Genomic DNA, 21,531 nt, shown 5'->3' with positions numbered 1-21,531 from the left:
GTGGCTCAGCGGGCTGCCGGATGCAGCAGACGCTGGAATTCTGCGACGGTGCAGCCCTGTGCCGCGCACCCCGGCACACGTAGCGCGACGCGGCCCGGCGGCTGCGCCTCGGTCAGCGGCTGCGCATCACGCAGCTGCGCGCTGGTCGGGTAGACGTAGGCCAGGCGGATACGCTCCGCCCCGCTGTGGCGGTCACGCCAGCGCTCGAACTGCAGCAGGCCACCGATCGGTGTCTTCTCGTACTGGCCTGGCAGCGTGTAGTCGCTGATTCCCAGCGCGGCGAGCACGGACCCGATGTTGGAGTCATGGCCAACCAGCAGGTTCACCTTCGGCGAGGCCGGATCTTCAAACAACGCGCCCAATCGTTCCAGCAGCGGCCCGGCCACATCCCGTGCCACCTCGGGTGGTCCGAACAGGATGTCCTGGTAGCCGTTGCGGATCTGCGCCAGCGCCTGCCATTGCGCCTCCGTGTTCAACCGGCCCCAGCCTTCGCGCGGAATGCCACTTCCCTGGTAGTGCTCCATCAGCAGGGCATCGACCAGCCCGCTGGCCAGGGCCAGGGATCCAAAGACGCGCGGCTCTTTGCCCGCGTCTGCGCTGAAGCGGGTGCCGGCCAGGGTCAGACGGCAGTCACCATGGCCCTCGCACGCCGCCGACTGCGGATAGCGGGTGATCGCCTCCACCACGGACAGGGCCGGTGCCAGCTGCGAACGTACCAACGCCTGCTGCATCGCCGACTGCGCGCGTTCGCGGAAGGCCGCGTCATCGCGGTGGATCACCGGGTTGAACAGCGGGTCCATGGTGCCCAGCGGCATGCGCTGTTCAATCACAACATGGCAGCCCGGGAAGGCACCGGCCACGAAGAACTGCGCGGTGGCCTGGGTGCGCTGCAGGCTGTTGGCATGGGCGTGGAAGTCGGCGGGCCGCGGGCAATCCGACACCGGCAACAGCTGTGCCTGCCGCAGCCACTGGCCCATGTAGCGGCCCATGTAGACCTCCAGCACGCCGCCCTTGGTGGTCAGCTCACCCGCAGCGACGTCCCAGCGCGGCCAGGTTTCCGGTGTCGCGTTGGCAAGAGCGCCGGAGTCCACCACCGGCGCGCGCAGGTTGTGGCGGCTGAGCAGGACGACCTGCTCGAGCTGGTCGCCTTCCACCGGCGCTGTCGCCGCAGTTGCGGCCGGAGTTGCCAGGCTGAGTGCCAGCAGCAGGGCAATCACTGATCGGCCGCCACGAAACCACCGGTCTGCCGCGCCCACAACCGCGCATACAGGCCGCCGGCCGCAATCAGTTCGGCATGGGTACCGGTCTCGACGATGCGGCCCTGGTCCATCACCACCAGCCGGTCCATGCGCGCGATGGTCGACAGCCGGTGCGCGATCGCGATCACCGTCTTGCCGCCCATCAGCTCGTCCAGGCTGTCCTGGATCGCCGCTTCCACTTCCGAATCCAGCGCCGAGGTCGCCTCGTCCAGCACCAGGATCGGTGCGTCCTTCAGCAGCACGCGGGCAATGGCGATGCGCTGGCGCTGGCCACCGGACAGCTTCACGCCACGCTCGCCGACATGCGCGTCATAGCCACGACGGCCCTGCCCGTCCACCAGCGTATCGATGAAGGCCTCGGCACGTGCCTTGGCCACGGCAGCACGCAGCTGTTCCTCGGTCGCATCCGGGCGTCCGTACAGCAGGTTGTCGCGGATCGAACGATGCAGCAGCGAGGTGTCCTGGGTGACCACGCCGATCTGCTGGCGCAGGCTTTCCTGGGTGACATGGGCGATGTCCTGGTCGTCGATCAGGATGCGGCCGCTTTCCAGGTCGTACAGGCGCAGCAGCACGTTGACCAGGGTCGATTTGCCGGCGCCGGACGGGCCGACCAGGCCGATCTTCTCGCCCGGCTTCACCACCAGGTCCAGGCCGGCGATCACGCCGCCCTTCTTGCCATAGTGGAAGTGGATGTCCTGGAAATGCACGCCGCCACGGGTCACCTGCAGCGGCACCGCATCCTCGCGGTCCTGCACGGTCAGCGGCTGGGCGATGGTGGTGATGCCATCCTGCACCGTGCCGATGTCCTCGAAGATGCCGTTGATGGTCCACATGATCCAGCCGGACATGTTGTGGATGCGGATCACCAGGCCGGTGGCCAGGGTGATCGCGCCGACCGTGATGTGGCCGCCGTTCCACAGCCACAGCGCCAGCCCGCAGGTACCGGCAATCAGGAAGCCGTTGACGATGGCGATGGTCAGGTCCATGCCGGTGGTGATGCGGGTCTGCGCGCGGTGCTTGACCGCCAGTTCCTGGATCGACTCGGCCACGTAGGCCTGCTCGCGCCCGCCATGGGCGAACAGCTTCAGCGTGGGGATGTTGGTGTAGCCATCGACGATGCGGCCCATCGCCTTGGAACGCGCCTCGGAGGCGATCCAGGCCCGTTCCTTCGCGCGCGGCACGAAGTAGAACAGGATGACCGCGTAGGCCAGCAGCCACAGGATCAACGGCACCATCAGCCGCCAGTCGGCCTGCGCGAACAGGTACAGCGCGGTGCCGGTGTAGACCACGATGTACCAGAGCGAATCGACCATCTGCACCGCCGACTCGCGCAGCGAGGTGCCGGTCTGCATCACCCGGTTGGCGACGCTGCCGGCAAAGTCATTCTGGAAGAAGCTCAGGCTCTGCCGCACCACGTAGTTGTGCATCAACCAGCGCGAACGGTTGCTCAGGCCCGGCACGATGGCCTGGTTGACCAGCAGGTTGTGCAGGCCGACCAGGATCGGCCGTGCGATGACCGTGATGAACAGCATCCAGCCCAGTTCGTTGGCGTGGCGCGTGAAGAAATCGGCACCCGGCTGCTCGGCGACCATGTCGACGATGCGGCCCAGGTAATCGAACATGGCCACTTCCACCAGCGCCAGCAGCAGGCCGGCGATGAGCGTGGCCAGCAGCACCGGCCACACCGGGCGCAGGTAGTGCAGGTAGAACGGCAGCACCTTGCGCGGTGGCATCCGCCCATCCACGGGCGGGAATACCGGAATCAGGGATTCAAACCAACGGAACATTGCATTCCCTCGCCTCTTGCAAGCGGCGGAGTATCCCACGCCGCATGTGTACGCCAGCCGACGATCGCCTGATCACTCCGGTCGTCGCCCGCCCTGGCGGGCGCCCTACCGCAGGCCAACCAAGGTTGGCCTCTACCGGGCCACCGGGGTGAACAGCAGGTCCTGGAAATCGAAGCTGAAATCAGTCAGGTCGGAGATCGGCTGCATGCGCACGTCGCGTACCTTGCCGTCCGGGTCCAGGGTGAAGTTCACGAACGCGTCGGCGTTGAGCGAGCGATCCTCCCAGCGCACGATGAAGGTGTCGTGCTGCCAGTGCTCCAGGCGGCCGCTCAGCTGCGCGGTCTTCATGAAACGCAGGCGCAGGCCCTTGCCCTCGGCACTGATCTGCATGTCGCCATACCAGCGGTCGCGGAACGTCCCGGTGTAGCCGGCCAGCGCCAGCGACGGCGTGCTGCGCTTGTCCCGTGCAGCCTGGTGCTTGGCCCAGGCTTCATCCGCCTTGCCCTGGCCCTTGGCCATGGCCTTGGCGTAGGCATCGACCCAGTCGTGCTTCTCCCCGCCCAGGTAGGCATCAAGCACGCTCAGGGTGATCGCGTTGAACGCCGCGCCCACTTCCTGGTTGGTCAGCACCACCACGCCCAGCTTCTCGCCCGGTACCAGGGTCAGCCGCGAGACCATGCCCGGCCAGCCACCGGTATGCCAGACCAGCTTCTGGCCGCGGTAATCACTCAGGCTCCAGCCTTCGCCGTAGCCGGCAAAGTTGGCCCGCGCCGGTGCCAGCTCCGGCACGCTTGGCGCCGGGATCGACTGCGGCGTGATCATCCGCCACATCTGCTGCTGGCTCTTTTCGGTGAACAAGGGCGTGCCGTCGGCCAGCTTGCCTTCGGCCAGCTGCACCTGCATCCAGCGTGCCATGTCGTGCGCGCTGGAATAGATGCCACCGGCGCCGGCATTGTTCGACCAGGTCAGCGGCGCAACCGTGCGCAGGTCCTTGAAATCGTACTTGGCGTGGCCGACGGCCGCCGTGTCGCCCGGCTTCAGGTGATCGGCGTTGTAGCGCGTGCCGGCCATGCCCACCTTGTCGAAAATGCGGGTCTGCAGGAACTGCTGGTAGCTCATGCCCGAGACGTGCTCGATCACCTGCTGGGCCACCGCGTACAGGATGTTGTCGTAGGCATAGCTCTCGCGGAAACCGCCCTTCAGCGGCACCTGGCCCAGCCGCTGCACCACTTCGGCGTTGCTGTAGGACGTGGTCGGCCAGAACAGCAGGTCACCGGCACCCAGGCTCAGGCCACTGCGGTGCGAGAGCAGGTCGCGGATCGTCATCTGCCCGGTCACGAACGGGTCGGACATGCGGAACGACGGCAGGTGGTCGATCACCTTGTCGTCCATCTTCAGCTTGCCGTCTTCGGCCAGCAGGTTCAGCGAAGTGGCAGTGAACGCCTTGGTGTTGGACGCAATGGCGAACAGGGTGTCGGCCTGCACCGGCTCCGGCCTGCCCTGCTCGCGCACGCCCCAGCCGCGTTCCAGCACCACCTGGCCATCCTTGACCACGGCCACGGCAATGCCGGGCACGTCGAACTGCGCGCGCACGCGCTCGACCGTCGCATCCAGATCCTGCAGCGGCGTCGGGGTCGACGCGCTCGCCATGGTCGTGCAGGCCAGCAGCACGGCGCCTCCAATCCAGGTTTTCATCAAGCACCATCTCCGAACAAGGGTCGCGGCCATGTGCAGGCCGTCACCGGGGTTTCGCGGAATGGTAACGGCCGCCGGCGCACCCTGCCCTGTGCCATAGGAGGGGTGTCATGGGCGAGAACAGCCAGCCGGGCAACGGCTCCACCATCATTCCGTGCCTGCGCTACCGCGACGCGCTGGCCGCCATCGACTGGCTGCAGCGCGCCTTCGGCTTCCACGCCCAGGCCGTCTACGCCGACGGCGAGACCGTGTTCCACGCGCAGCTGACCTTCGGCCACGGCATGATCATGCTCGGTTCGGCCAGCAACCACAGTGCGTGGACCGAGCACACCGCCATGCCTGACGAGGTCGGTGGCCGCCAGACCCAGAGCGCGTGCGTGATCGTCACCGATGCCGATGCGCACTACGCCCGCGCCAAGGCCGCCGGAGCACGCATCGTCATCGACATCGCCGACCAGGACTACGGTGGTCGCGGCTACGCCTGCGCCGACCCGGAAGGCTATCTGTGGTGGTTCGGCAGCTACGACCCGTGGCGCGCGGACCACGGCCAGTGACGGTCGCTTCCCGGCAGGCGGCCATCCGCTGTGGCATCGGTGGCTGGGTGTTCCCCGAATGGCGCGGCGGCACGTTCTATCCGGCGGGGCTTGCGCAGCGCGAAGAACTTGCGCATGCCAGCCGTGCGTTGCGCTGCATCGAGATCAACGGCACCTTCTACCGCACACCTACACCGACCCAATGCGCGCAATGGGCGGCGCAGACGCCGGAGGGCTTCCGATTCTCGATGAAGGCGCCACGCTACCTGGTGCAGCGCCGCGACCTGTCCAGCACGGTGGAGGCCGCCGCCCCATTCCTGCAGGCTGCGCTCGCGCTTGGCGACCGGCTCGGTCCGTTGCTGTGGCAGTTCGATCCACGCCATCCGGCTGATGCCGAAGCGCTGGACGCACTGATGACCCAGCTGCCGAAGCAGCTGGATGGCGTGCCGCTGCAGCACGCGCTGGAAGTGCGCAATGCAGCGGTGCACGGTCCTGCGCTGGTTGCCGCCGCCCGCCGTCATGAGGTGGCCCTGGTGATCGAGGACAGTGACGAGGCGCCGTTGCACGGCGACATCAGTGCCGGCTTCGTCTACGCGCGGATCAAGCGCAGCCAGGCCCGCTTGAAGGAGGGCCTGCCTGTGCCCGTGCAGCAACGCTGGGCCGAACGTGCACGACGCTGGTCACAAGGCGAGCCCGTGGACGACCTGCCCTGCCTGGCCGAACCGCCCCCGGCCAGGCCCCGCGAGGTCTACCTGCTGTGCATCGGCGCGGGCAAGGCACGCAATCCGGCGGCGGCGATGGCATTGCAGCGGCTCATCGACGGCGCCAGCGATCCAGCGCCCACAGCATCGTCCAGCCCAGCACGAACACCGCGGCCACGCGCAGCACGTTGATCGCGAAGGCCACCGCCCCGATCCGTTGCACCTCAAGGAACGGGTACGGTGCCTGTCCCAGCAGCCAGGCCAGGCTCATCGCCCAACCGAGATAGGCCAGCGGCAGCCACAGCACCACCGCCAATGCACGCCAGCGCAGGCCGCCGTGCGGCAGCAGCAGCAGCCAGCCGCCCAGGTACAACACTGGCACAGCGTAGTGCAGCCCCATATCCACCCACCACTGCAGGCCAGTGGGTCGCCAAAGCGCCTGCAAGGCCAGAACGTAGACCAGACAGGTCACGCCGATGCACAGCGCCATGGCCGCGGCCACGGTCCCGCCCAGCGGGCGGCCGCGTGCCAGCCATGCACACCCCAGGCACACGCCCAGATTGCTGAGGATGGTGAAGTAACCGAAGAAGCGCAGGGTCGCCGCGACCACGCCCGCATCGCCGCCGGGCCCGCCCAGCAGCAACAGGTACTGCAGCAGCAGCGAGGTGGCAGCGACCAGGGCGGTCAACGCCGCCCATCCACGCACGAACATCGGGCCTGCAGGCATGCGGATACCTCGCCAGGAACGGGGCGCAGCGGCGACCGGGACCATCGCCGCGAACCTGCGCTTGCCGCACAATACACGGATGAGCACACCCGACACCCGCAAAGCACTCTGGCAGATCCATTTCTGTGTCCTGCTGTGGGGCGTCACCGCCATCCTCGGCAAGCTGATCACCCTGCCCGCGCTGCCGTTGGTGTGGTGGCGCATGCTGCTGGTGACGGCGATGCTGGCCCTGCTGCCGCGGGTCTGGCGCGGGTTGCGCACCCTGCCCTTGCGACTGGTGGCCGGTTACGCCGGCATCGGTGCGCTGGTCGCCCTGCACTGGCTGACCTTCTATGGCGCGGTGAAGCTGGCCAATGCGTCGGTGGCCGCCACCTGCATCGCGCTGGCACCGGTGTTCACCTCGATCATCGAACCGTGGGTGGCCAAGCGGCCGTTCCAGCTGCGCGAACTGGCGTTCGGCCTGGCCGTGCTGCCCGGCGTGGCGCTGGTGGTCGGTGGCGTACCCGATGGCATGCGCCTGGGTGTGTTGATCGGCGCACTTTCGGCACTGCTGGTGGCGGTGTTCGGCTCGCTCAACAAACGCATGGTCAGCCATGCCGATCCGCTGACAGTCACCGCGCTGGAGCTGGGTGCGGGCACCCTCACCCTGACCCTGCTGGCACCGCTGATGCCGTACCTGCTGCCGGCACTGGCCAGCCCGCTGTGGATCGTCCCGGACCTGCACGACGGCATCCTGCTGCTGGTGCTGGCCGGGTTCTGCACGCTGCTGCCGTTCGCGCTGGCGCTGGTCGCGCTGCGCCACCTGAGCGCCTACACGGTGCAGCTGGTGACCAACCTGGAACCGGTCTATGCGGTGCTGCTGGCGGTGGTGCTGCTGCGCGAACAGCACGAGGTCACCCCGTGGTTCTACCTGGGCGTGGCGATCATCGTCGGCGCGGTATTCCTGCACCCGCTGCTGAACCGACGCAAGCCGGTACAGCACCCGGAGATTCTCGGTACGGCGGAAGCACGCAACATCGCCGATTGAACGTATCCACGCGGAGTATCGATCGCCGTATTACCGCTGCGGCCAGTGCCATGCCGGAACATCCAGCAGCCCCTGCCCGCTCAGCAGCGTGCGCCCGTGTTCCTTGTGCAGGTGCAGCGAATGGCACCCCGGCGCCTGTTCCAGCGCCGCGATCAGGCGGCTGGCGTGTGATACCACCCATACCTGGCTGCGCGCACTGGCGGCAATGATCAGCCGTGCCAGCGCCGGCAGCAGGTCCGGATGCAGGCTGGTCTCCGGCTCGTTCAGCACCAGCAGCGGCGGCGGCCGCGGCGTGTGCAGGGCGGCGGCCAGCAGCAGGAAGCGCAGGGTGCCATCGGACAGTTCCGCCATCGACAACGGCCGCAGCAGGCCGGGCTGGTGGAAGCGCAGGGCCAGCCGACCGTCCAGCTCGTCGAAGCCCACCGAGGCACCCGGGAAGGCATCCTCAACGCTGCATGCCAACCCGACCGGATCTCCGATCTCGAGGATGGTGACCCAGGCCGCGGCCAGATCGCGGCCGTCGTGATGCAGCACCGGCGTGCGCGTGGCCATCGCCGGTTGTCGCGCCGGCGCATCGGCATCGCTGCGGAAGTGATCATAGAAGCGCCAGCGACGGATGTACTCACGCAGGGCGATGGTTTCCGGCATGCGCTGCGGATCACCGACCTGGGTGAACAGGCTGTCGAACAGCGACAAGCGGTCATCGATCAGATCCCAGCCGCGCGCATGGCGTTGCCGTACCATCACCCCGCGGCGATCGACCAGCAGGTTGGCGCTGCGCAGGAACGGCCCGGCCCAGATCGCCTCGGCCTTGATCTGCGGGTCCAGTGCGAACGCCGAACGACTGGGCGGCGGGTAACCCAGATCGATGGCGTAGCCGAATTGGTCGGTGGCAAATCCCAGTTTCAGGCCCACAGAAGCCTGCCGGGGGCCGCCCTGCAGCGGAATCTCGCCGGCCATGACCCGCCGATCAAGGGTTTCCGGGCCGGCCCATAGCGCCGAGCCGAGCCCGCCTTCACGGGCCAGCACCGCCGCAACGCCGCCCTGTGCGGTTTCCGCCAGCAGGCGCAGCGCGCGGTACAGGCTGGATTTGCCGCTACCGTTGTCGCCGGTGATCACATTCAACTGCCGCAGCGGCAGCACCAGCCCATGCAGCGAGCGATAGTGCGCGATGGCCAGGGTCTGCAGCATGCTCGAGGTCCGTGGAAACAGGACCGCCATGCTGGCCGGTCCTGATCGCACGAGCTGCGACGCGATGTGAATCGGGAAGAGCATCCACGCATGGCGTGGATCTACTGGAACGGGATCGAATCACCACGCATCGCATGCGTTCAGCGCGCGAGTTGCCGGTGTTTCAGCCGGCCAGTTCCACCCGGTTGCGGCCGTTGCCCTTGGCGCGGTACAGCGCCTTGTCGGCGCGTGCCAGCATCTGGTCCACGCTTTCGCCGGACTGGTGCTGGGCAACGCCGATGCTGATGGTCACCGGGAAACCGAGCGGCAGCTCGGCTACCGCCAGGCGCAGGAACTCGCACTGCCGTTCGGCCGCATGCAGGTCGGTGGCCGGCATCACCGCGACAAACTCCTCGCCACCATAGCGTGCCGCCATGCCGCGACCGGCGAAGTGCGAGCGCAGCAGCGTGCCCAGTTCGGCCAGCACCCGGTCGCCAGTGGCATGGCCCTGGAAGTCGTTGATGTGCTTGAAATGGTCGATGTCCAGCAGCGCGACACAGGCTGCAGCGGGCTGCGCGCCGTTCATCGCCACGGCCTCTTCCAGCGCCGCCGCCATCGCGCGCCGGTTGGGCAGGCCGGTCAGCGCGTCGGTGCGGCTCTGTTCGGCCAGGTCGGCATTCTGGGCCAGCAGCACGTCCTGGTACTCCGACAGCAGTCGCTCGTAATCGTCGCGTTCCAGCATGTGCTTCTGGATGTCGAGCGCGAAACGGCGCAGCTCCATCACCAGCATCACCTGCCGCGACAGCGCGGCCAAGGCCTCGGCCTTGTCACTGGCCAGGCGCTGCGGATGCGCGTCGAACACGCACAGCGTACCCAGCGGCAGGCCGTCGGAACTGATCAGGGGCGCACCCGCGTAGAAGCGGACATGCGGATCGCCGGTCACCACCGGATTGTCATGGAAGCGGATGTCCTGCAGCGCGTCCTCGACCACCATGATCTGTTGCGGCTGCAGGATGGCGTGGCCGCACATCGATTCGCTGCGCAGGTTCTCCGCGGCATCAATGCCCTGGATCGACTTGAACCATTGCCGCTCGACGTCGATCAGGGTGACGGCGGCCATCGAGGTGCCGCAGACCGCCTTGGCGATCACCACCAGGTCATCGAAGGATTTCTCGCGCTCCGAATCCAGGATGCGGTAGCGGTACAGCGCCTCAAGCCGAAGGGCTTCGTTGGCAGGCTTGTCGGGCTTGATCATGCAGCGTCATGTTCCGGCAGGTCACTGCGAAGTCTAGCCGATGCGGGTGCGCAATCCGCGTGCCGGGTGGTGCCGGCCGCGGGCCGGCATCCCGGGTACATCGAAGGCACCTTGCAGCCGGCGAGCGGCCGGCCCTACCAGTCCAGCTGCTTCGGCAGCAGGCCCTGCAGCTCCTGCTCGGTCAGGTTGCGCCACTGGCCCGGCTTCAGCGCACCGATCTTGATGTTGTCGATGCGCACGCGGCGCAGCTGGGTCACGCGGTAGCCGAACTCGGCCGCCATCAGGCGGATCTGCCGGTTCAGGCCCTGCTGCAGGGTGATGCGGAAACCGAACTTGGCGATGCGCGAAGTCTTGCATGGCAGCGTCATCTGGTCGTGGATGCGCACGCCGCGCGCCATGCCCCGCAGGAACTCGTCGGTGACCGGCTTGTTCACCGCCACCAAGTATTCCTTCTGGTGCCCGTTCTCGGCACGCAGGATCTGGTTGACGATGTCGCCGTTGCTGGTCATCAGGATCAGCCCTTCCGACTCCTTGTCCAGGCGGCCGATCGGGAAGATGCGCTGTTCGTGGCCCACGAAGTCGACGATGTTGCCCTTGACCGACGTTTCGGTGGTGCAGGTGACGCCCACCGGCTTGTTCAGCGCGATGTAGACGTGGCGGCGGGCGCCGGGCTTGCGGGCGACGCGCGCGCGCAGCGGCTGGCCGTCGACCAGCACCTGGTCTTCCTCGCCCACCACCGCGCCGGTGCCGGCCGCATGGCCGTTGACGGTGACGCGGCGGGCGGCGATCAGGCGATCGGCCTCGCGGCGGGAGCAGAAGCCGGTGTCGGCGATATGTTTGTTGAGTCGGGTGGTCATCGCCCTATTATCCGGCATCGCCGCCCGCCGCGCTTCATGCCGATGCAGCCGGATCAAGCTCTTCGCCGTCGAAGACCCGGTTGCGGCCGGCGCGCTTGGCCACGTACATGGCATGGTCGGCCCGGCGCAGCAGCCCGGCCAGATCGTCCTCGCCCGGTCGCCATTGCGCCAATCCAATGCTGGCGGTCACTTCCAGCCCCGGTACCTGCAGTGCCTGGCCGGCCTCGGTGATGCGCTGGCGCAGTCGGTCCAGCCGCGCCGACGCGGCTTCGCGCGGCATGCCCGGCATCAGCAGCAGGAACTCCTCGCCGCCCATCCGCACCACTTCGTCCTGGCTGCGCACCGCCGCGCGCAGGGCGCGCGCGACCGCGACCAGTACCTGGTCACCCACCGCATGGCCGTGGCGATCGTTGATGTCCTTGAACAGGTCGATGTCGAGGAAGCCGATCACCAGCGGGCCGCGCTCACGGTCAACCTGTGCCAGGTGACGGGCCAGCTGCTGCAGTCCTGCGCGCCGGTTGGGCAGCCCGGTCAGGCCATCGGTCTCGGCCAGCTGGCGCAGCTCATCGCGCTGCTGGCGCAGCCGCCCGAGGCGTTGGTTCATGGCGTAGGCGGCCATCATCAGCAGCCAGGTCACCGCCAGCTGCAGCGCCTCCACCCGGTACTCCAGCAACCATTCGGCTGCACTGGCGTCGGCGATGATCAATACCAGCATCGGCGCCAGCGCGGCCAGCCCGGCCTGCGCCCAGCGGTCGCCGCGCCAGCGCGCCCAGACCCCGGCCAGCAACGCCAGGCCACACCCCAGCAGATAGGTCACCTGCAGGCCCTGTGCGACCCAGGCCAGCTGGCCCCAGCGCAGCCACGGCACCAGCACGGCCAGCGCCAGCAGCCCCCACAGCACGATCGCCTGCAGCGGCCGCGAACGGGGCAGCGCGCGGTCGCCACCGTTCAGCCGCCACAGCGCCGGCAGCACCAGTGCCTGGGTGGCCGCGGTCAGCGAAAGCAACCACCAGGCCCCGCGCTCGCCCACCGGCAGCCAGGGCTCCGGGTAGCCGCTGAGGCCACCGAGGATCGCCTGCCACAGCACCAGCACGGTGGTGCCGGCGATGTAGACCAGGAAACTGCGGTCGCGCGTGGTCAGGAACGCCATCAGCGCCGACAGCGCCAAGGCGATGGCCACGGCAATGCAGGCGGCGCGCACCAGCAGGCGGGCGGTGTCGTTCTGCTGCACCGGGCTGGGCGCGCCCAGCCGCAGGGTCGGAACCCAGCGCGCCTTCAGCGGCGTCTGCCAGGAGACCACGAATGGCGCGTGGCTGCCGGCCGGCGGTACCGCGACCAGGCCGATGCCTGCGCGGAAGCGTGAATCGCGGGTGCGGGCATCGTGCATGTTGCCGCAGATTTCGCGGTCACCGTGCTGGACCCGGACCTCGCCGGCGAAGACGTTGAACACGTCCAGCGCCTGTGGCTCGCCCGACCAGCCCCCGGGCGGCGCGGGCACTTCCACCTGCTGGCGGGCACCGGACAGCATTTGCGGCGTGCACGCACGATGTGGGGTCGGCGCGTCGGTGGCGCCCCCGACCAGCAGGTAATCGCGGCCCGATACGGCCTCGGCAGCCTGAAGCGGCCACGGTATCGCCCACCACATCAGCAGGACGGCCAGCATCCCCCCTGTTCCATACCGCCACTGCCTGCTGCCCACGCCACGTCCTGTTCCTGCTTACGTCCGCGCCCACTGCACGTCGCCCCTGGCGCGCATTATCGCAGCCGGGCGCGCCGCGCATGTGTAGACCAAAGTCGCCGCCGTCCGTTCAGCCCGCGCCCTGCGGCCCGTTCACCGCCACCAGCCGGAAGGGCTTCAGGTCGGTCAGGGTCATCCGTTCCAGCGGCTGCGGCCGTTCGATCGCATAGCCCTGCAGGCCCTGTACCCCCAGCCTGGTCAGCGCGCCGGCCACCTCGGCGGTCTCCACCCACTCGGCCACCACTTCCATCTGCAGCTCGCGCCCCAGCTCGCTGATCGCCCGCACGGTGGCGTGGCTGACCGGATCGGTGTCCATGTCGCGCACGAATGCACCATCGATCTTCAGGATGTCGGCCGGCAGCTGGCGCAGGTAGCCGAACGAGGACAGGCCGGAACCGAAGTCGTCCAGCGCCATCCGGCAGCCCCGCGCCTTCACCGCATCGATGAAGGCGCGCGCCTGGCTGAGGTTGCTGATCGCAGCGGTCTCGGTGATCTCGAAGCACAGCTTGGACGCCAGTGCGCGGTTGCGCTCGAGCAGGTCGCAGACGAAGGCCAGGAATCCCGGTTCGGCGATCGACTGGGCCGAAACGTTGACGTTGCACAGGCCCAGCTGGCGTACATGCGCCGGGCAGACCTGCAGGTGCCGGAACAGCAGCCCGAGCACATGGCGATCCAGCGCCACGGCCATGCCGTAGCGCTCCACCGCCGGCATGAACTGGCCGGGCAGATGCAGGCTGCCGTCGGTGCCGCGCATGCGCACCAGTACCTCGTAGTGCAGGTAGGACGGATCTCCCACCCGGGCGATGCGCTGCGCATACAGCAGCATGCGGTTCTCGGCCATCGCCAGGCTGACGCCCTGCAGGCGTTCGGCCTCCAGGCGCCGTTCTTCCAGCGCCATGCGGTTCTCGTTGAAGCAGTGCACGCGGTTGCGGCCCGCCTGCTTGGCCGCATAGCAGGCGCTGTCGGCGGCACTCATCAGCCAGTTCACGTCGGGGGCATCGGCACTGACCTCGACCACGCCGATGCTGCAGCTCAGCTGCGGGCTGCCCTCGCTGATCGGGAAAGTGGCCTGGCCCAGGTTGCGGATCACCCGCTGCAGCACCCGCTTGGCTTCGTCCTGACCAGCATGGGCGAGGAACACGGCGAACTCATCGGCACCGAGCCGGCCGACCCAGTCGCCATCGCGCACGGCCGCCACCAGGTAATCGGCGAAACTGCGCAGCATCTGGTCGCCGGCGGCATGCCCGAAGCTGTCGTTGACCAGCTTGAAATGATCCAGGTTGATGTAGCACAGCGAATGCGTGCCACCGTCGCTGCGCACCTGCAGCAGCGCGCGCTCCAGCAGGCGTTCGATCTCGCGGCGGTTGATCAGGCCGGTCAGCGGATCGTGGCTGGCGTGATGCTCGATCTCACGTGCCAGCGCATGGTTCTGGCTGACATCCTCGATGATCGCGAACACCGACAGCCCCCCGCTGCTGTGCACGCCGGTACCACTCCAGCGCCCCCAGACCAGGCTGCCGTCGCGCCGCCGGAAGCGCAGTTCGCTTGGCCGCAGCTGCCGGTCCCAGTCGATGCGGCCGACACCGTCGATGACCAGTTCGCCGTCCATCAACAGATCGTGCAGTGACATCTGCAGCAGCACATCGCGACGATAATCGAGAATGTCCGCCATGGCCTGGTTGGCCTCGATCACCTTGCCATCGGTGTCGAGCTTGAGCATGCCCACGTTGGCCTGGTAGAACGCCGCGCGGAAACGGCTCTCGTGCTCGGTCAGGTCCTTGCCGACGCGACGCGCCAGCGCCACGGCCATCAGGCTGATCGCAAGCACCGACAGGCCCGCAACCATCAACGTGGCCAGCCTCACCAGCGTCGCCATCCGCAACAGCGCCTGCGAGAACGCCTGGCTCTGCACCTGCATCCGCCGATCAAGGTCACCCAGTTGCTGCAGGTAGCGATCACGCGCGGCGATCGGCAGCGGGCCACTGTCGTGCCGCAGCTGCAATTCATCGACCAGGCGCTGCACCGCCATCAGGTCGCCGTCGGTCTTCCGCCACAGCGCGGTTGCTTCGCGGAAGGCACCGATATCGCGTGCATAGCGGAACGAGAACACCAGGCGCGGAATATCAGCGCGCGCGTTGCCGCCCTGCAGGAACCCCTGCCTGGCCTTGGCTTCATCCGGCTCAGCCTGCTCCAGCGCCAGCCGCGCCTGCAGATCGCCCAACGGCACCTGCAGGGCCTGGCGCGCGTCGTCCAGGTCCTGGGCATCGCCCCGCGCCAGGTAACGACTGAGCGCGGCGGTTGCATCCTGCTGACCGCGCGACCAGTAGCCCTGGCCGGCAATCCAGGCGGTGGAGGCCGCCTGCAGTTCCTGGATCAGCGCGGACAGTGCGACCAATCCAATCGCCATGCCCGTCAGCAACGCAAATCGCAGTCCCAGGCCCCGGGTCATGGGAACCCGTCGGCTCTGCTGGTCCGTGCCACTCCTACCCATCCCGGATCCCCCCGAATGTGCTGCGGTGACAACCTCCCTTGGAACTGGCTCAGCCTAGGACCGGGAATGTGTTGACCATGCGAAAAAGGGGACGGAGGGGATTAAGTCGTTTATGGCATAAGCACCTGGCCTGCCATTTACGACTTAATCCCCTCCGTCCCCTTTTTGCGGGCCCGGAACGGGCAACGCCAGCCCGAAGGCTGGCGTTGTCAGGGCTGCGGTGCGGCTCAGTAGCTGCGCGGGCCGCGCGGCTTGAAGCCGTCACGACGCGGCGGGCGGCTGTCGCGGTCACCGCCGCGGTCGCCACCGTGGCCACCCGGACCACCCGGGCCGCCACGACGCGGGCCACCCGGGCCGCCCGGACCACGCTTGTCGAAGCGCGGCTTGAACGGACGCGGGGCCGGGTTGGTGTCTTCACCCGGCGCCAGCGCGCGCATCTGCAGCTGCTGGCCCGACACCCACACCTTCTGCAGGTGCGACAGCACGTCCGGCGGCATCTGCGCCGGCAGGTCCAGCAGCGAGAAGTCGTCGTGGATGTCGATGCGGCCGATGAAGCGGCTTTCCAGGCCCGCTTCGTTGGCGATGGCGCCGACGATGTTGGCCGGCTTCACGCCGTGCTGGTGGCCGACCGAAATACGGTAGGTCTCCATGCCCTGCTCCGGCGCACCACGCGGCGGAACCTCGCGGCGCGGGCGCTGCTCGAAACCACCTTCGGCATCGTCACGACGCGGGCCACGCTCGAAACGCGGGCCGCGCTCGTTGCGGTCGAAGCGATCGCCACGCTCCGGGCGGTCGCCACGGTCGAAGCGCTCGCGCGGTGCACGCTCTTCGCGCGGCGCACGCACCGGCGGCTGCAGCAGGAACGGGGTGTCACCCTGCAGCATCTTGGCCAGCGCGGCAGCCACTTCGATGGCCGGCACGTTCTGCTCGTTCTCGAAGCGCTCCAGCAGCTGGCGGTAGAAGTCCAGGCCACCGGCACCGAGGGTTTCGGTGATGCGCGAGGTGAACTTGTTGATGCGGGTATCGTTGACCGCTTCCACGCTCGGCAGCTGCATCTCCTCGATCGGCTGGCGGGTAGCGCGCTCGATCTGGCGCAGCATGCCCTTCTCGCGCGGGGTGGCGAACAGGATCGCTTCACCGCTGCGGCCGGCGCGGCCGGTACGGCCGATGCGGTGCACGTAGCTTTCGGTGTCGTACGGGATGTCGTAGTTCAGCACGTGGCTGATGCGCTCCACGTCCAGGCCGCGGGCGGCCACGTCGGTGGCAACCAGGATGTCCAGCTTGCCTTCCTTCAGCATGGCGATGGTGCGCTCACGCTGGGCCTGCTGCATGTCACCGTTGATCGCGGCCGCGGCCAGGCCACGGGCCTGCAGCTTGCTGGCCAGTTCTTCGGTGCCGGCCTTGGTGCGGGCGAAGATGATCATCGCATCGAACGGCTCGACTTCCAGGATGCGGGTCAGCGCGTCCAGCTTGTGCATGCCGCTCACCCACCAGTAACGCTGGCGGATGTTGGCCGAGGTGGTGGTCTTGGCCGCGATGGTCACTTCCACCGGGTCCTGCAGGTAGGTCTGCGCGATGCGGCGGATCTGCGGCGGCATGGTGGCCGAGAACAGCGCAACCTGGCGCTGTTCCGGCAGCTTCTTCAGCACGGCCTCGACGTCATCGATGAAGCCCATGCGCAGCATTTCATCGGCTTCGTCCAGCACCAGCGTCTTCAGCTCGGACAGGTCCAGGGTGCTGCGGTCGAGATGGTCGATCACGCGGCCGGGAGTACCGACCACGATGTGCACGCCGCGGCGCAGCGCCGACAGCTGCTGGCCATAGGGCTGGCCGCCGTACACCGGCAGCACGCGGAAGCCGGGAATCTTCGACGAATAGGACTGGAACGCCTCGGCGACCTGGATGGCCAGTTCGCGGGTCGGCGCCAGGATCAGGGCCTGGGGCTTGATCTGCTGCAGGTCGATGTTGGACAGTACCGGCAGGGCGAAGGCCGCCGTCTTGCCGGTACCGGTCTGGGCCTGGCCCAGCACGTCGCGGCCTTCCAGCATCGCCGGGATGGTGGCGGCCTGGATCGGCGACGGGGTTTCGTAGCCGATGGCGGTGACCGCCTGCATCACGGGTTCGGACAGGCCGAGCTGCGCAAACTGCAGCGGCGCTTGGGAATCTTGGGACATGGGGAACTCCAAAGGCACTGCCGTCGTTCTGGCAGTGCGATAAAAAAGGGATGGTCCGCGCTTTGGGCGCCCTTCTTATCGCGTGCCCTGGCGCTGCTCGGTCGGAGGAGATTTAACTCGCTCAGAGCGGAATGATACCGCATTGATCCTGAACGAGGCGTACAGCTTTTCCGGGCGCGTGCGGTCATGCCCGGTGCTGGCGCACAATACGCGCCCTCTTTCCGGCCCGGCCACCGGCCTGCGCCCTCTTCCCAGGAACCCCGCTCCATGCAGATTCTCGAATTCGACCTCGACGGCGACTACGTCGAACTCAAGCAGCTGCTCAAGCTGGCCGACCTGGTCACCAGCGGCGGCGAGGCCAAGATGGTCATCAGCGAAGGCCAGGTGCTGGTCGACGGTGAGGTCGAACTGCGCAAGGCCTGCAAGATCCGCGCTGGCCAGGTGGTTGAATTCGCCGACAGCCAGATCCGCGTGCTGGCTGCCGGCTGATCTGAACCCGTTCAGGCCACGCGCTGGGTCAGGTGCGAGGCGATCAATTGCCTGAACGGCGCCACGCCCTGCGCCACGCGCAGGCCGGCCGCACGCAGCAGCCGCGCCGGGCGTCGATCGTCGGTGTACAGGCTGGCGATCGCGTTGGTGGCCTCGTACAACGGCCGCGACGCCAGTCGATGGCCACGCTGATATCGGGCCAGCATGCCCTCGGCCGCGATGTCGGCGCCACGCCGCTGCTGCCCGACGATGCCCTGCGCCAGCCGCTGTGCGCTGGCCAGGCCCAGGTTGAAGCCATGCGCGGTGACCGGGTGCATGCCCACCGCCGCATCGCCGACCAGCGCAGAGCGCTCGCCCACGAACCGGTGCGCGTACACCCCTACCAGCGGATACGCCTGCGGCGTGGCCACCGGCTGCATCCGGCCCAGGCGGTGTTCGAAGCAGGCACTGATGGCCTCACCGAACGCCACCTCGTCCATCGCCAGCAGTTCCTCGATCTGCCGCGGCGGCAGCGTGATCACCGCCGATGCCTGGCCCTCGTTGAGCGGCAGCAATGCCATGGTGCGGCCATAGCCGAACCACTCCCACGCAGTGTGGTGGTGATCGCGCTCGACCTGCATGCGGCAGACCAGCATCGATTTGCCGAAGTCACGCATCTGCGCGCCGATGCCGAGCATGCGACGGGTTGCCGAAAAGCGGCTGTCGGCAGCCACCAGCAGCCGCGCGTGCAGCTTGCTGCCGTCGTCCAGCGTAACCACGTGGCCCTGTGCATCGGCCTGCACGCCCAGCACCTTGCGGCCATCGAACAACTCCAGCCCGTCCTGGCCCTGCACGGCATCCCACGCGGCGCGGCGGATCAGATGGTTGGGCACCAGCCAGCCCAGCGGCTGGCCGTCGACCTGGCTGCTGGCGAAGGTCAGCGCAAACGGTGAGCCGCCGTTCATCACCCTTGCGTCGCGCAACTCGGCCACTTCGGCCTGCGCCAGGCGCTGCCACAGCCCCAGCTGCTCCAGGCTCTGCCGCGAGGCATGGGTCAGCGCGATCTCACGACCATCGAAGGCCGCCTCGGCCAGTACCTGGCGCGGCTGCACCTCCACCAGCCCGACCTGCAGGCCGCTACCGGCCAGCGCGCGTGCGAAGCACAGTCCCGCCGGGCCCGCGCCGACCACCACCACGTCCATCCTGCGCATGCGCGCCTCCTGCCGTTGATCCAGTCCGCGCCAGCATAGCGCCACGCAGCTGACCGGCCTTGATCTGGATCAGGCCCGGCTCACAACAACGCGAACACCAGCGCCAGGATGGCCAGCAACGATACCGCCCAGACCAGGCTGCGCACATAGGGCACGCCGGCGGCATACAGCGGCAGATAGACCACTCGTGCCCAGAAGTAGGCCTGCGCGGCCAATGCGGTGGTGTCGTTGCTGCGCCCGGCCAGCACCACCGCGATCGCGGCGGCGGCGAAGAACGGGAAGGTCTCCAGGAAGTTGGCCTGGGCCCGCTGCAGGCGGCCGGCCAGCGCACTGAGCGGCCGGGCCTGGCCATCACGCGCCGAGGCATTCCACTTCAGGCCACGCTCGCGGGTGACCACGGTGGAGGTAGCGAAGATGTAGACAAAGCCCAGCAGCACCGACCAGGCCAGCATCGTCAGTTCAGTTGCCATCGCTGTGCTCCTCAGGGTGCCGATGCACGCAGGCTGTAACCGGCCAGGCGCCACACCTGGTCCTCGTCGAAACGGAACGACACCAGTTCGCGTACCGGCTGCGCGCTGTTGGCGAAACGGGTTGGGAAGCTGACGTTGATGTACAGGCCTTCGGGCACGGCGGCACCGGCGCCGTACTTGACCCGGGTGATGGTCGGCTGGCCGCGGCCGGCCATCGCGCCCAACCGCGTGCGCTCGGTGGTCAGCTGGCTGACGAAGGCCGCCTTGGGCACCGCACGTCGCGCGACGGCGGAGGCGCCTTCCCACAATTCACCGGCACGATTGGCATCGACCAGCTGCGCCGCCTTCACTGCGGCCGCGCCCATTTCCGCGTCCTGCTTCTGCACCTGCGCCTGCTGCGCGGCGGTCAACGCCGGGGCACCGGCGGTGGCCGGCTTCGCGGCCGCCGGCGATGCCGGCGCCGGGCGCGCGGGTGCCGGGGCAGGAGTGGCCGGCGCAGGCACCTGCGCCAACACAGTGAAGGGCATCAGGGACAGCAGCAGGAGCACGCGCTTCATGGACACCGCCGGTTACCGGGAAAGAACCGCAGTCTACGCCAGCGCAGTGAGCTGTTCGTCAGCGCGCGTGGGCGCTGCCCTCGACCACCGCAGCGTCGGCCTGCGCGGCAGGCTTTCCGGCCTCCGCAGGAGCCTGCTCGGCCACCGGCGGTGGCTCGGACGGCGCCGGCGGCAGCGTGGCCACATCGATCTCCGACAGCGGGCTCTCTTCAGGACACACCGCATCCGGGAAACCGAAGCGCTGCTTCAGTGCCTGGCCACAGCTGTTGATCGACTCCATGTCAGCACCTTCGCGCTTGCACTGCTGGTCGAAGGCGATCAGGAACGCATCCTTGCGCTGTACGAAATCATCGCCGCAGGCGCGCATCTGCTTGATCCGCTCCAGGTCGTCCTGCACCGCGTTGGTGCCATCCAGGCCGTACTGGCGCAGCTCGTCGGGGGTCAGCAGGCGCAGGCTGCGGTTGGGCACGGTCATCATCAGATCGGCCACGCCCACCGCCACGCCGTTGCGCTGCAGGTAATCCTTCACGTTGTCGTAGACCTCGTGCAGCTCGCGATTGAGTTCAGCACGCGAGGTGGCCTTGGAACTGATGCGCATCATGCGGTGGATGCCGACCTTGCCCGACAGCAGGCGGTTGTCACCGGCGGCCAGCACGAACACGCAGGCACTGTGGCAGATCGAGCCTTCGCGCACCCAGATGGTCCAGCCCGATTCACCGATGCTGTCACCGGCCACGATGGCCGATTCCACCTGGCCGCCGCTGGAATCCAGGTCGAGGATGCGCTTGTGGATCTTCTGCTCGTCGGCGACCACGGCCAGCCGCCACATCATCTCGGCGAAGCCCGGATTGATCTTTCCGGAATAGCGCACGCGCATCAGGCCACGCTCGGCGCAGGGCGCCAGCGCCTGGCTGATCTGATCGCGCTGCAGGCCCTCCAGCTCGATGCCATCACCGGCGTCGCCGGCGTACTCGGTGCTGCAGCTGACCCAGGCGCGGCCATTCTCCAGTTGCGCCTGCGGCCACGGCCGATCGGCCCGGCTGCGCGGCGGAGCGGGCGGCGGCGGTGCGTCAGCCGCATTGATCGACACCATGTTCTCGCCATCACTGGCCGGCGCCCGCGCCGCCTTGTCGGCAGCGGTCACATTGCCCGGATTCTCCAGCTGACTGCAGCCCGCCAGGGCCAGGCACAACAGGGGCAACCAGCGGAGTTTGGCGGACATCGGGCAACCGGCCTTCAGGGGAGCAAGGGCCACAGTCTACCTGTCCAAACCGCGCATTCAGCGCGCAGCACTGAACCCCTTCTGACCCTTGGGAAAGCGTGTCGACCAAGGTCGACACCTACCAACAGCAAAAGCGTGCCGACCAACGGTCGGCACCCACCAACAGCAGCGACCAACTGTCAGAGGTGG

The 21,531-nt window shown here is 68.1% G+C and carries 18 protein-coding genes; 4 read left to right on the top strand and 14 right to left on the bottom strand.

Going from position 1 to position 21,531, the window contains the following annotated elements; translation table 11 throughout:
* Positions 1-5 precede the first annotated feature (5 nt).
* From agp to VN11_RS06720, 3 genes are all read right to left on the bottom strand, one after another.
* Positions 6-1,217: a bifunctional glucose-1-phosphatase/inositol phosphatase gene (agp, locus tag VN11_RS06730; RefSeq protein WP_053449195.1), complete on the bottom strand. Its 1,212-nt coding sequence runs from the start codon at positions 1,215-1,217 to the stop codon at positions 6-8.
* Positions 1,214-3,046, bottom strand: a complete 1,833-nt coding sequence (gene smrA, locus VN11_RS06725) for a multidrug efflux ABC transporter SmrA (protein ID WP_053449194.1) — start codon at positions 3,044-3,046, stop codon at positions 1,214-1,216. The genes agp and smrA overlap by 4 nt, the downstream gene beginning before the upstream one ends.
* Before the next feature lie 132 nt (positions 3,047-3,178).
* Positions 3,179-4,741 carry a serine hydrolase gene (locus VN11_RS06720; protein ID WP_053449193.1) on the bottom strand — a complete coding sequence of 521 codons (1,563 nt, stop codon included), beginning with the start codon at positions 4,739-4,741 and terminating at the stop codon, positions 3,179-3,181.
* 110 nt (positions 4,742-4,851) lie between these two features.
* Here VN11_RS06720 and VN11_RS06715 point away from each other — a divergent pair, with 110 nt between their 5' ends.
* Together VN11_RS06715 and VN11_RS06710 are read left to right on the top strand one after the other, a co-directional pair.
* Entirely contained in the window at positions 4,852-5,295 is a 444-nt protein-coding gene (locus VN11_RS06715; RefSeq protein ID WP_053449192.1) for a VOC family protein, read from the top strand.
* The gene (locus VN11_RS06710; protein ID WP_053449191.1) at positions 5,292-6,167 is read left to right on the top strand and encodes a DUF72 domain-containing protein; all 876 of its coding nucleotides are present in this window, start codon (positions 5,292-5,294) and stop codon (positions 6,165-6,167) included. Before VN11_RS06715 ends, VN11_RS06710 begins: the two co-directional genes overlap by 4 nt.
* Here VN11_RS06710 and VN11_RS06705 read toward each other — a convergent pair.
* Positions 6,088-6,702, bottom strand: coding sequence for a Pr6Pr family membrane protein (locus VN11_RS06705; RefSeq protein ID WP_053449190.1), 615 nt, complete (start codon positions 6,700-6,702; stop codon positions 6,088-6,090). The two genes, VN11_RS06710 and VN11_RS06705, sit on opposite strands and share 80 nt — an antisense overlap.
* A 79-nt stretch (positions 6,703-6,781) precedes the next feature.
* Between VN11_RS06705 and VN11_RS06700 the strand changes: the two genes are divergently transcribed.
* On the top strand, positions 6,782-7,729 hold the full coding sequence (locus tag VN11_RS06700; protein WP_049456461.1) for a DMT family transporter: 948 nt from the start codon (positions 6,782-6,784) through the stop codon (positions 7,727-7,729).
* Positions 7,730-7,759: 30 nt separating this feature from the next.
* Here VN11_RS06700 and VN11_RS06695 read toward each other — a convergent pair whose 3' ends face one another.
* The 6 genes from VN11_RS06695 to VN11_RS06670 form a co-directional block, all read right to left on the bottom strand.
* On the bottom strand, positions 7,760-8,920 hold the full coding sequence (locus VN11_RS06695) for an AAA family ATPase (RefSeq protein ID WP_053451270.1): 1,161 nt from the start codon (positions 8,918-8,920) through the stop codon (positions 7,760-7,762).
* A 163-nt stretch (positions 8,921-9,083) separates the two neighbouring features.
* A complete protein-coding gene (locus VN11_RS06690; RefSeq protein ID WP_053449189.1) occupies positions 9,084-10,154 on the bottom strand; it encodes a sensor domain-containing diguanylate cyclase in 1,071 nt (356 codons plus the stop codon).
* Between the two features lie 134 nt (positions 10,155-10,288).
* Positions 10,289-11,011, bottom strand: a complete 723-nt coding sequence (locus tag VN11_RS06685; RefSeq protein WP_049424580.1) for a pseudouridine synthase — start codon at positions 11,009-11,011, stop codon at positions 10,289-10,291.
* 34 nt (positions 11,012-11,045) lie between these two features.
* On the bottom strand, positions 11,046-12,674 hold the full coding sequence (locus VN11_RS06680; RefSeq protein ID WP_238581862.1) for a sensor domain-containing diguanylate cyclase: 1,629 nt from the start codon (positions 12,672-12,674) through the stop codon (positions 11,046-11,048).
* Positions 12,675-12,819: 145 nt separating this feature from the next.
* On the bottom strand, positions 12,820-15,240 hold the full coding sequence (locus VN11_RS06675) for a putative bifunctional diguanylate cyclase/phosphodiesterase (protein ID WP_053449187.1): 2,421 nt from the start codon (positions 15,238-15,240) through the stop codon (positions 12,820-12,822).
* A 227-nt stretch (positions 15,241-15,467) separates the two neighbouring features.
* Positions 15,468-17,414, bottom strand: a complete 1,947-nt coding sequence (locus VN11_RS06670; RefSeq protein ID WP_049432175.1) for a DEAD/DEAH box helicase — start codon at positions 17,412-17,414, stop codon at positions 15,468-15,470.
* Between the two features lie 267 nt (positions 17,415-17,681).
* Here VN11_RS06670 and VN11_RS06665 point away from each other — a divergent pair, with 267 nt between their 5' ends.
* Positions 17,682-17,903, top strand: a complete 222-nt coding sequence (locus VN11_RS06665; RefSeq protein ID WP_006426190.1) for an RNA-binding S4 domain-containing protein — start codon at positions 17,682-17,684, stop codon at positions 17,901-17,903.
* A gap of 11 nt (positions 17,904-17,914) precedes the next feature.
* Here VN11_RS06665 and ubiM read toward each other — a convergent pair whose 3' ends face one another.
* From ubiM to VN11_RS06645, 4 genes are all read right to left on the bottom strand, one after another.
* Entirely contained in the window at positions 17,915-19,093 is a 1,179-nt protein-coding gene (gene ubiM, locus VN11_RS06660; RefSeq protein WP_053449186.1) for a 5-demethoxyubiquinol-8 5-hydroxylase UbiM, read from the bottom strand.
* A gap of 80 nt (positions 19,094-19,173) precedes the next feature.
* Positions 19,174-19,563, bottom strand: coding sequence for an MAPEG family protein (locus VN11_RS06655; RefSeq protein WP_053449185.1), 390 nt, complete (start codon positions 19,561-19,563; stop codon positions 19,174-19,176).
* An 11-nt stretch (positions 19,564-19,574) separates the two neighbouring features.
* Entirely contained in the window at positions 19,575-20,120 is a 546-nt protein-coding gene (locus tag VN11_RS06650; protein WP_053449184.1) for a DUF4019 domain-containing protein, read from the bottom strand.
* Between the two features lie 58 nt (positions 20,121-20,178).
* A complete protein-coding gene (locus VN11_RS06645; protein ID WP_053449183.1) occupies positions 20,179-21,342 on the bottom strand; it encodes a hypothetical protein in 1,164 nt (387 codons plus the stop codon).
* Positions 21,343-21,531 lie beyond the last annotated feature (189 nt).

The sequence above is a fragment of the Stenotrophomonas maltophilia genome (assembly GCF_001274595.1).
Taxonomy (GTDB): Bacteria; Pseudomonadota; Gammaproteobacteria; order Xanthomonadales; family Xanthomonadaceae; genus Stenotrophomonas; species Stenotrophomonas forensis.
Note: the sequence above shows the minus strand (reverse complement) of the source record. Positions and strands in the feature narration are given on the sequence as shown.

Excerpts from the sequence above, each read along its gene's own strand:
- smrA (WP_053449194.1), bottom strand. The coding sequence starts at position 3,046 with ATGTTCCGTTGGTTTGAATCCCTGATTCCGGTATTCCCGCCCGTGGAT.
- VN11_RS06720 (WP_053449193.1), bottom strand. The coding sequence starts at position 4,741 with ATGAAAACCTGGATTGGAGGCGCCGTGCTGCTGGCCTGCACGACCATG.
- VN11_RS06715 (WP_053449192.1), top strand. The coding sequence starts at position 4,852 with ATGGGCGAGAACAGCCAGCCGGGCAACGGCTCCACCATCATTCCGTGC.
- VN11_RS06705 (WP_053449190.1), bottom strand. The coding sequence starts at position 6,702 with ATGCCTGCAGGCCCGATGTTCGTGCGTGGATGGGCGGCGTTGACCGCC.
- VN11_RS06700 (WP_049456461.1), top strand. The coding sequence starts at position 6,782 with ATGAGCACACCCGACACCCGCAAAGCACTCTGGCAGATCCATTTCTGT.
- VN11_RS06695 (WP_053451270.1), bottom strand. The coding sequence starts at position 8,920 with ATGCTGCAGACCCTGGCCATCGCGCACTATCGCTCGCTGCATGGGCTG.
- VN11_RS06690 (WP_053449189.1), bottom strand. The coding sequence starts at position 10,154 with ATGATCAAGCCCGACAAGCCTGCCAACGAAGCCCTTCGGCTTGAGGCG.
- VN11_RS06685 (WP_049424580.1), bottom strand. The coding sequence starts at position 11,011 with ATGACCACCCGACTCAACAAACATATCGCCGACACCGGCTTCTGCTCC.
- VN11_RS06680 (WP_238581862.1), bottom strand. The coding sequence starts at position 12,674 with ATGCTGGCCGTCCTGCTGATGTGGTGGGCGATACCGTGGCCGCTTCAG.
- VN11_RS06675 (WP_053449187.1), bottom strand. The coding sequence starts at position 15,240 with ATGGGTAGGAGTGGCACGGACCAGCAGAGCCGACGGGTTCCCATGACC.
- VN11_RS06670 (WP_049432175.1), bottom strand. The coding sequence starts at position 17,414 with ATGTCCCAAGATTCCCAAGCGCCGCTGCAGTTTGCGCAGCTCGGCCTG.
- VN11_RS06665 (WP_006426190.1), top strand. The coding sequence starts at position 17,682 with ATGCAGATTCTCGAATTCGACCTCGACGGCGACTACGTCGAACTCAAG.
- ubiM (WP_053449186.1), bottom strand. The coding sequence starts at position 19,093 with ATGCGCAGGATGGACGTGGTGGTGGTCGGCGCGGGCCCGGCGGGACTG.
- VN11_RS06655 (WP_053449185.1), bottom strand. The coding sequence starts at position 19,563 with ATGGCAACTGAACTGACGATGCTGGCCTGGTCGGTGCTGCTGGGCTTT.
- VN11_RS06650 (WP_053449184.1), bottom strand. The coding sequence starts at position 20,120 with ATGAAGCGCGTGCTCCTGCTGCTGTCCCTGATGCCCTTCACTGTGTTG.
- VN11_RS06645 (WP_053449183.1), bottom strand. The coding sequence starts at position 21,342 with ATGTCCGCCAAACTCCGCTGGTTGCCCCTGTTGTGCCTGGCCCTGGCG.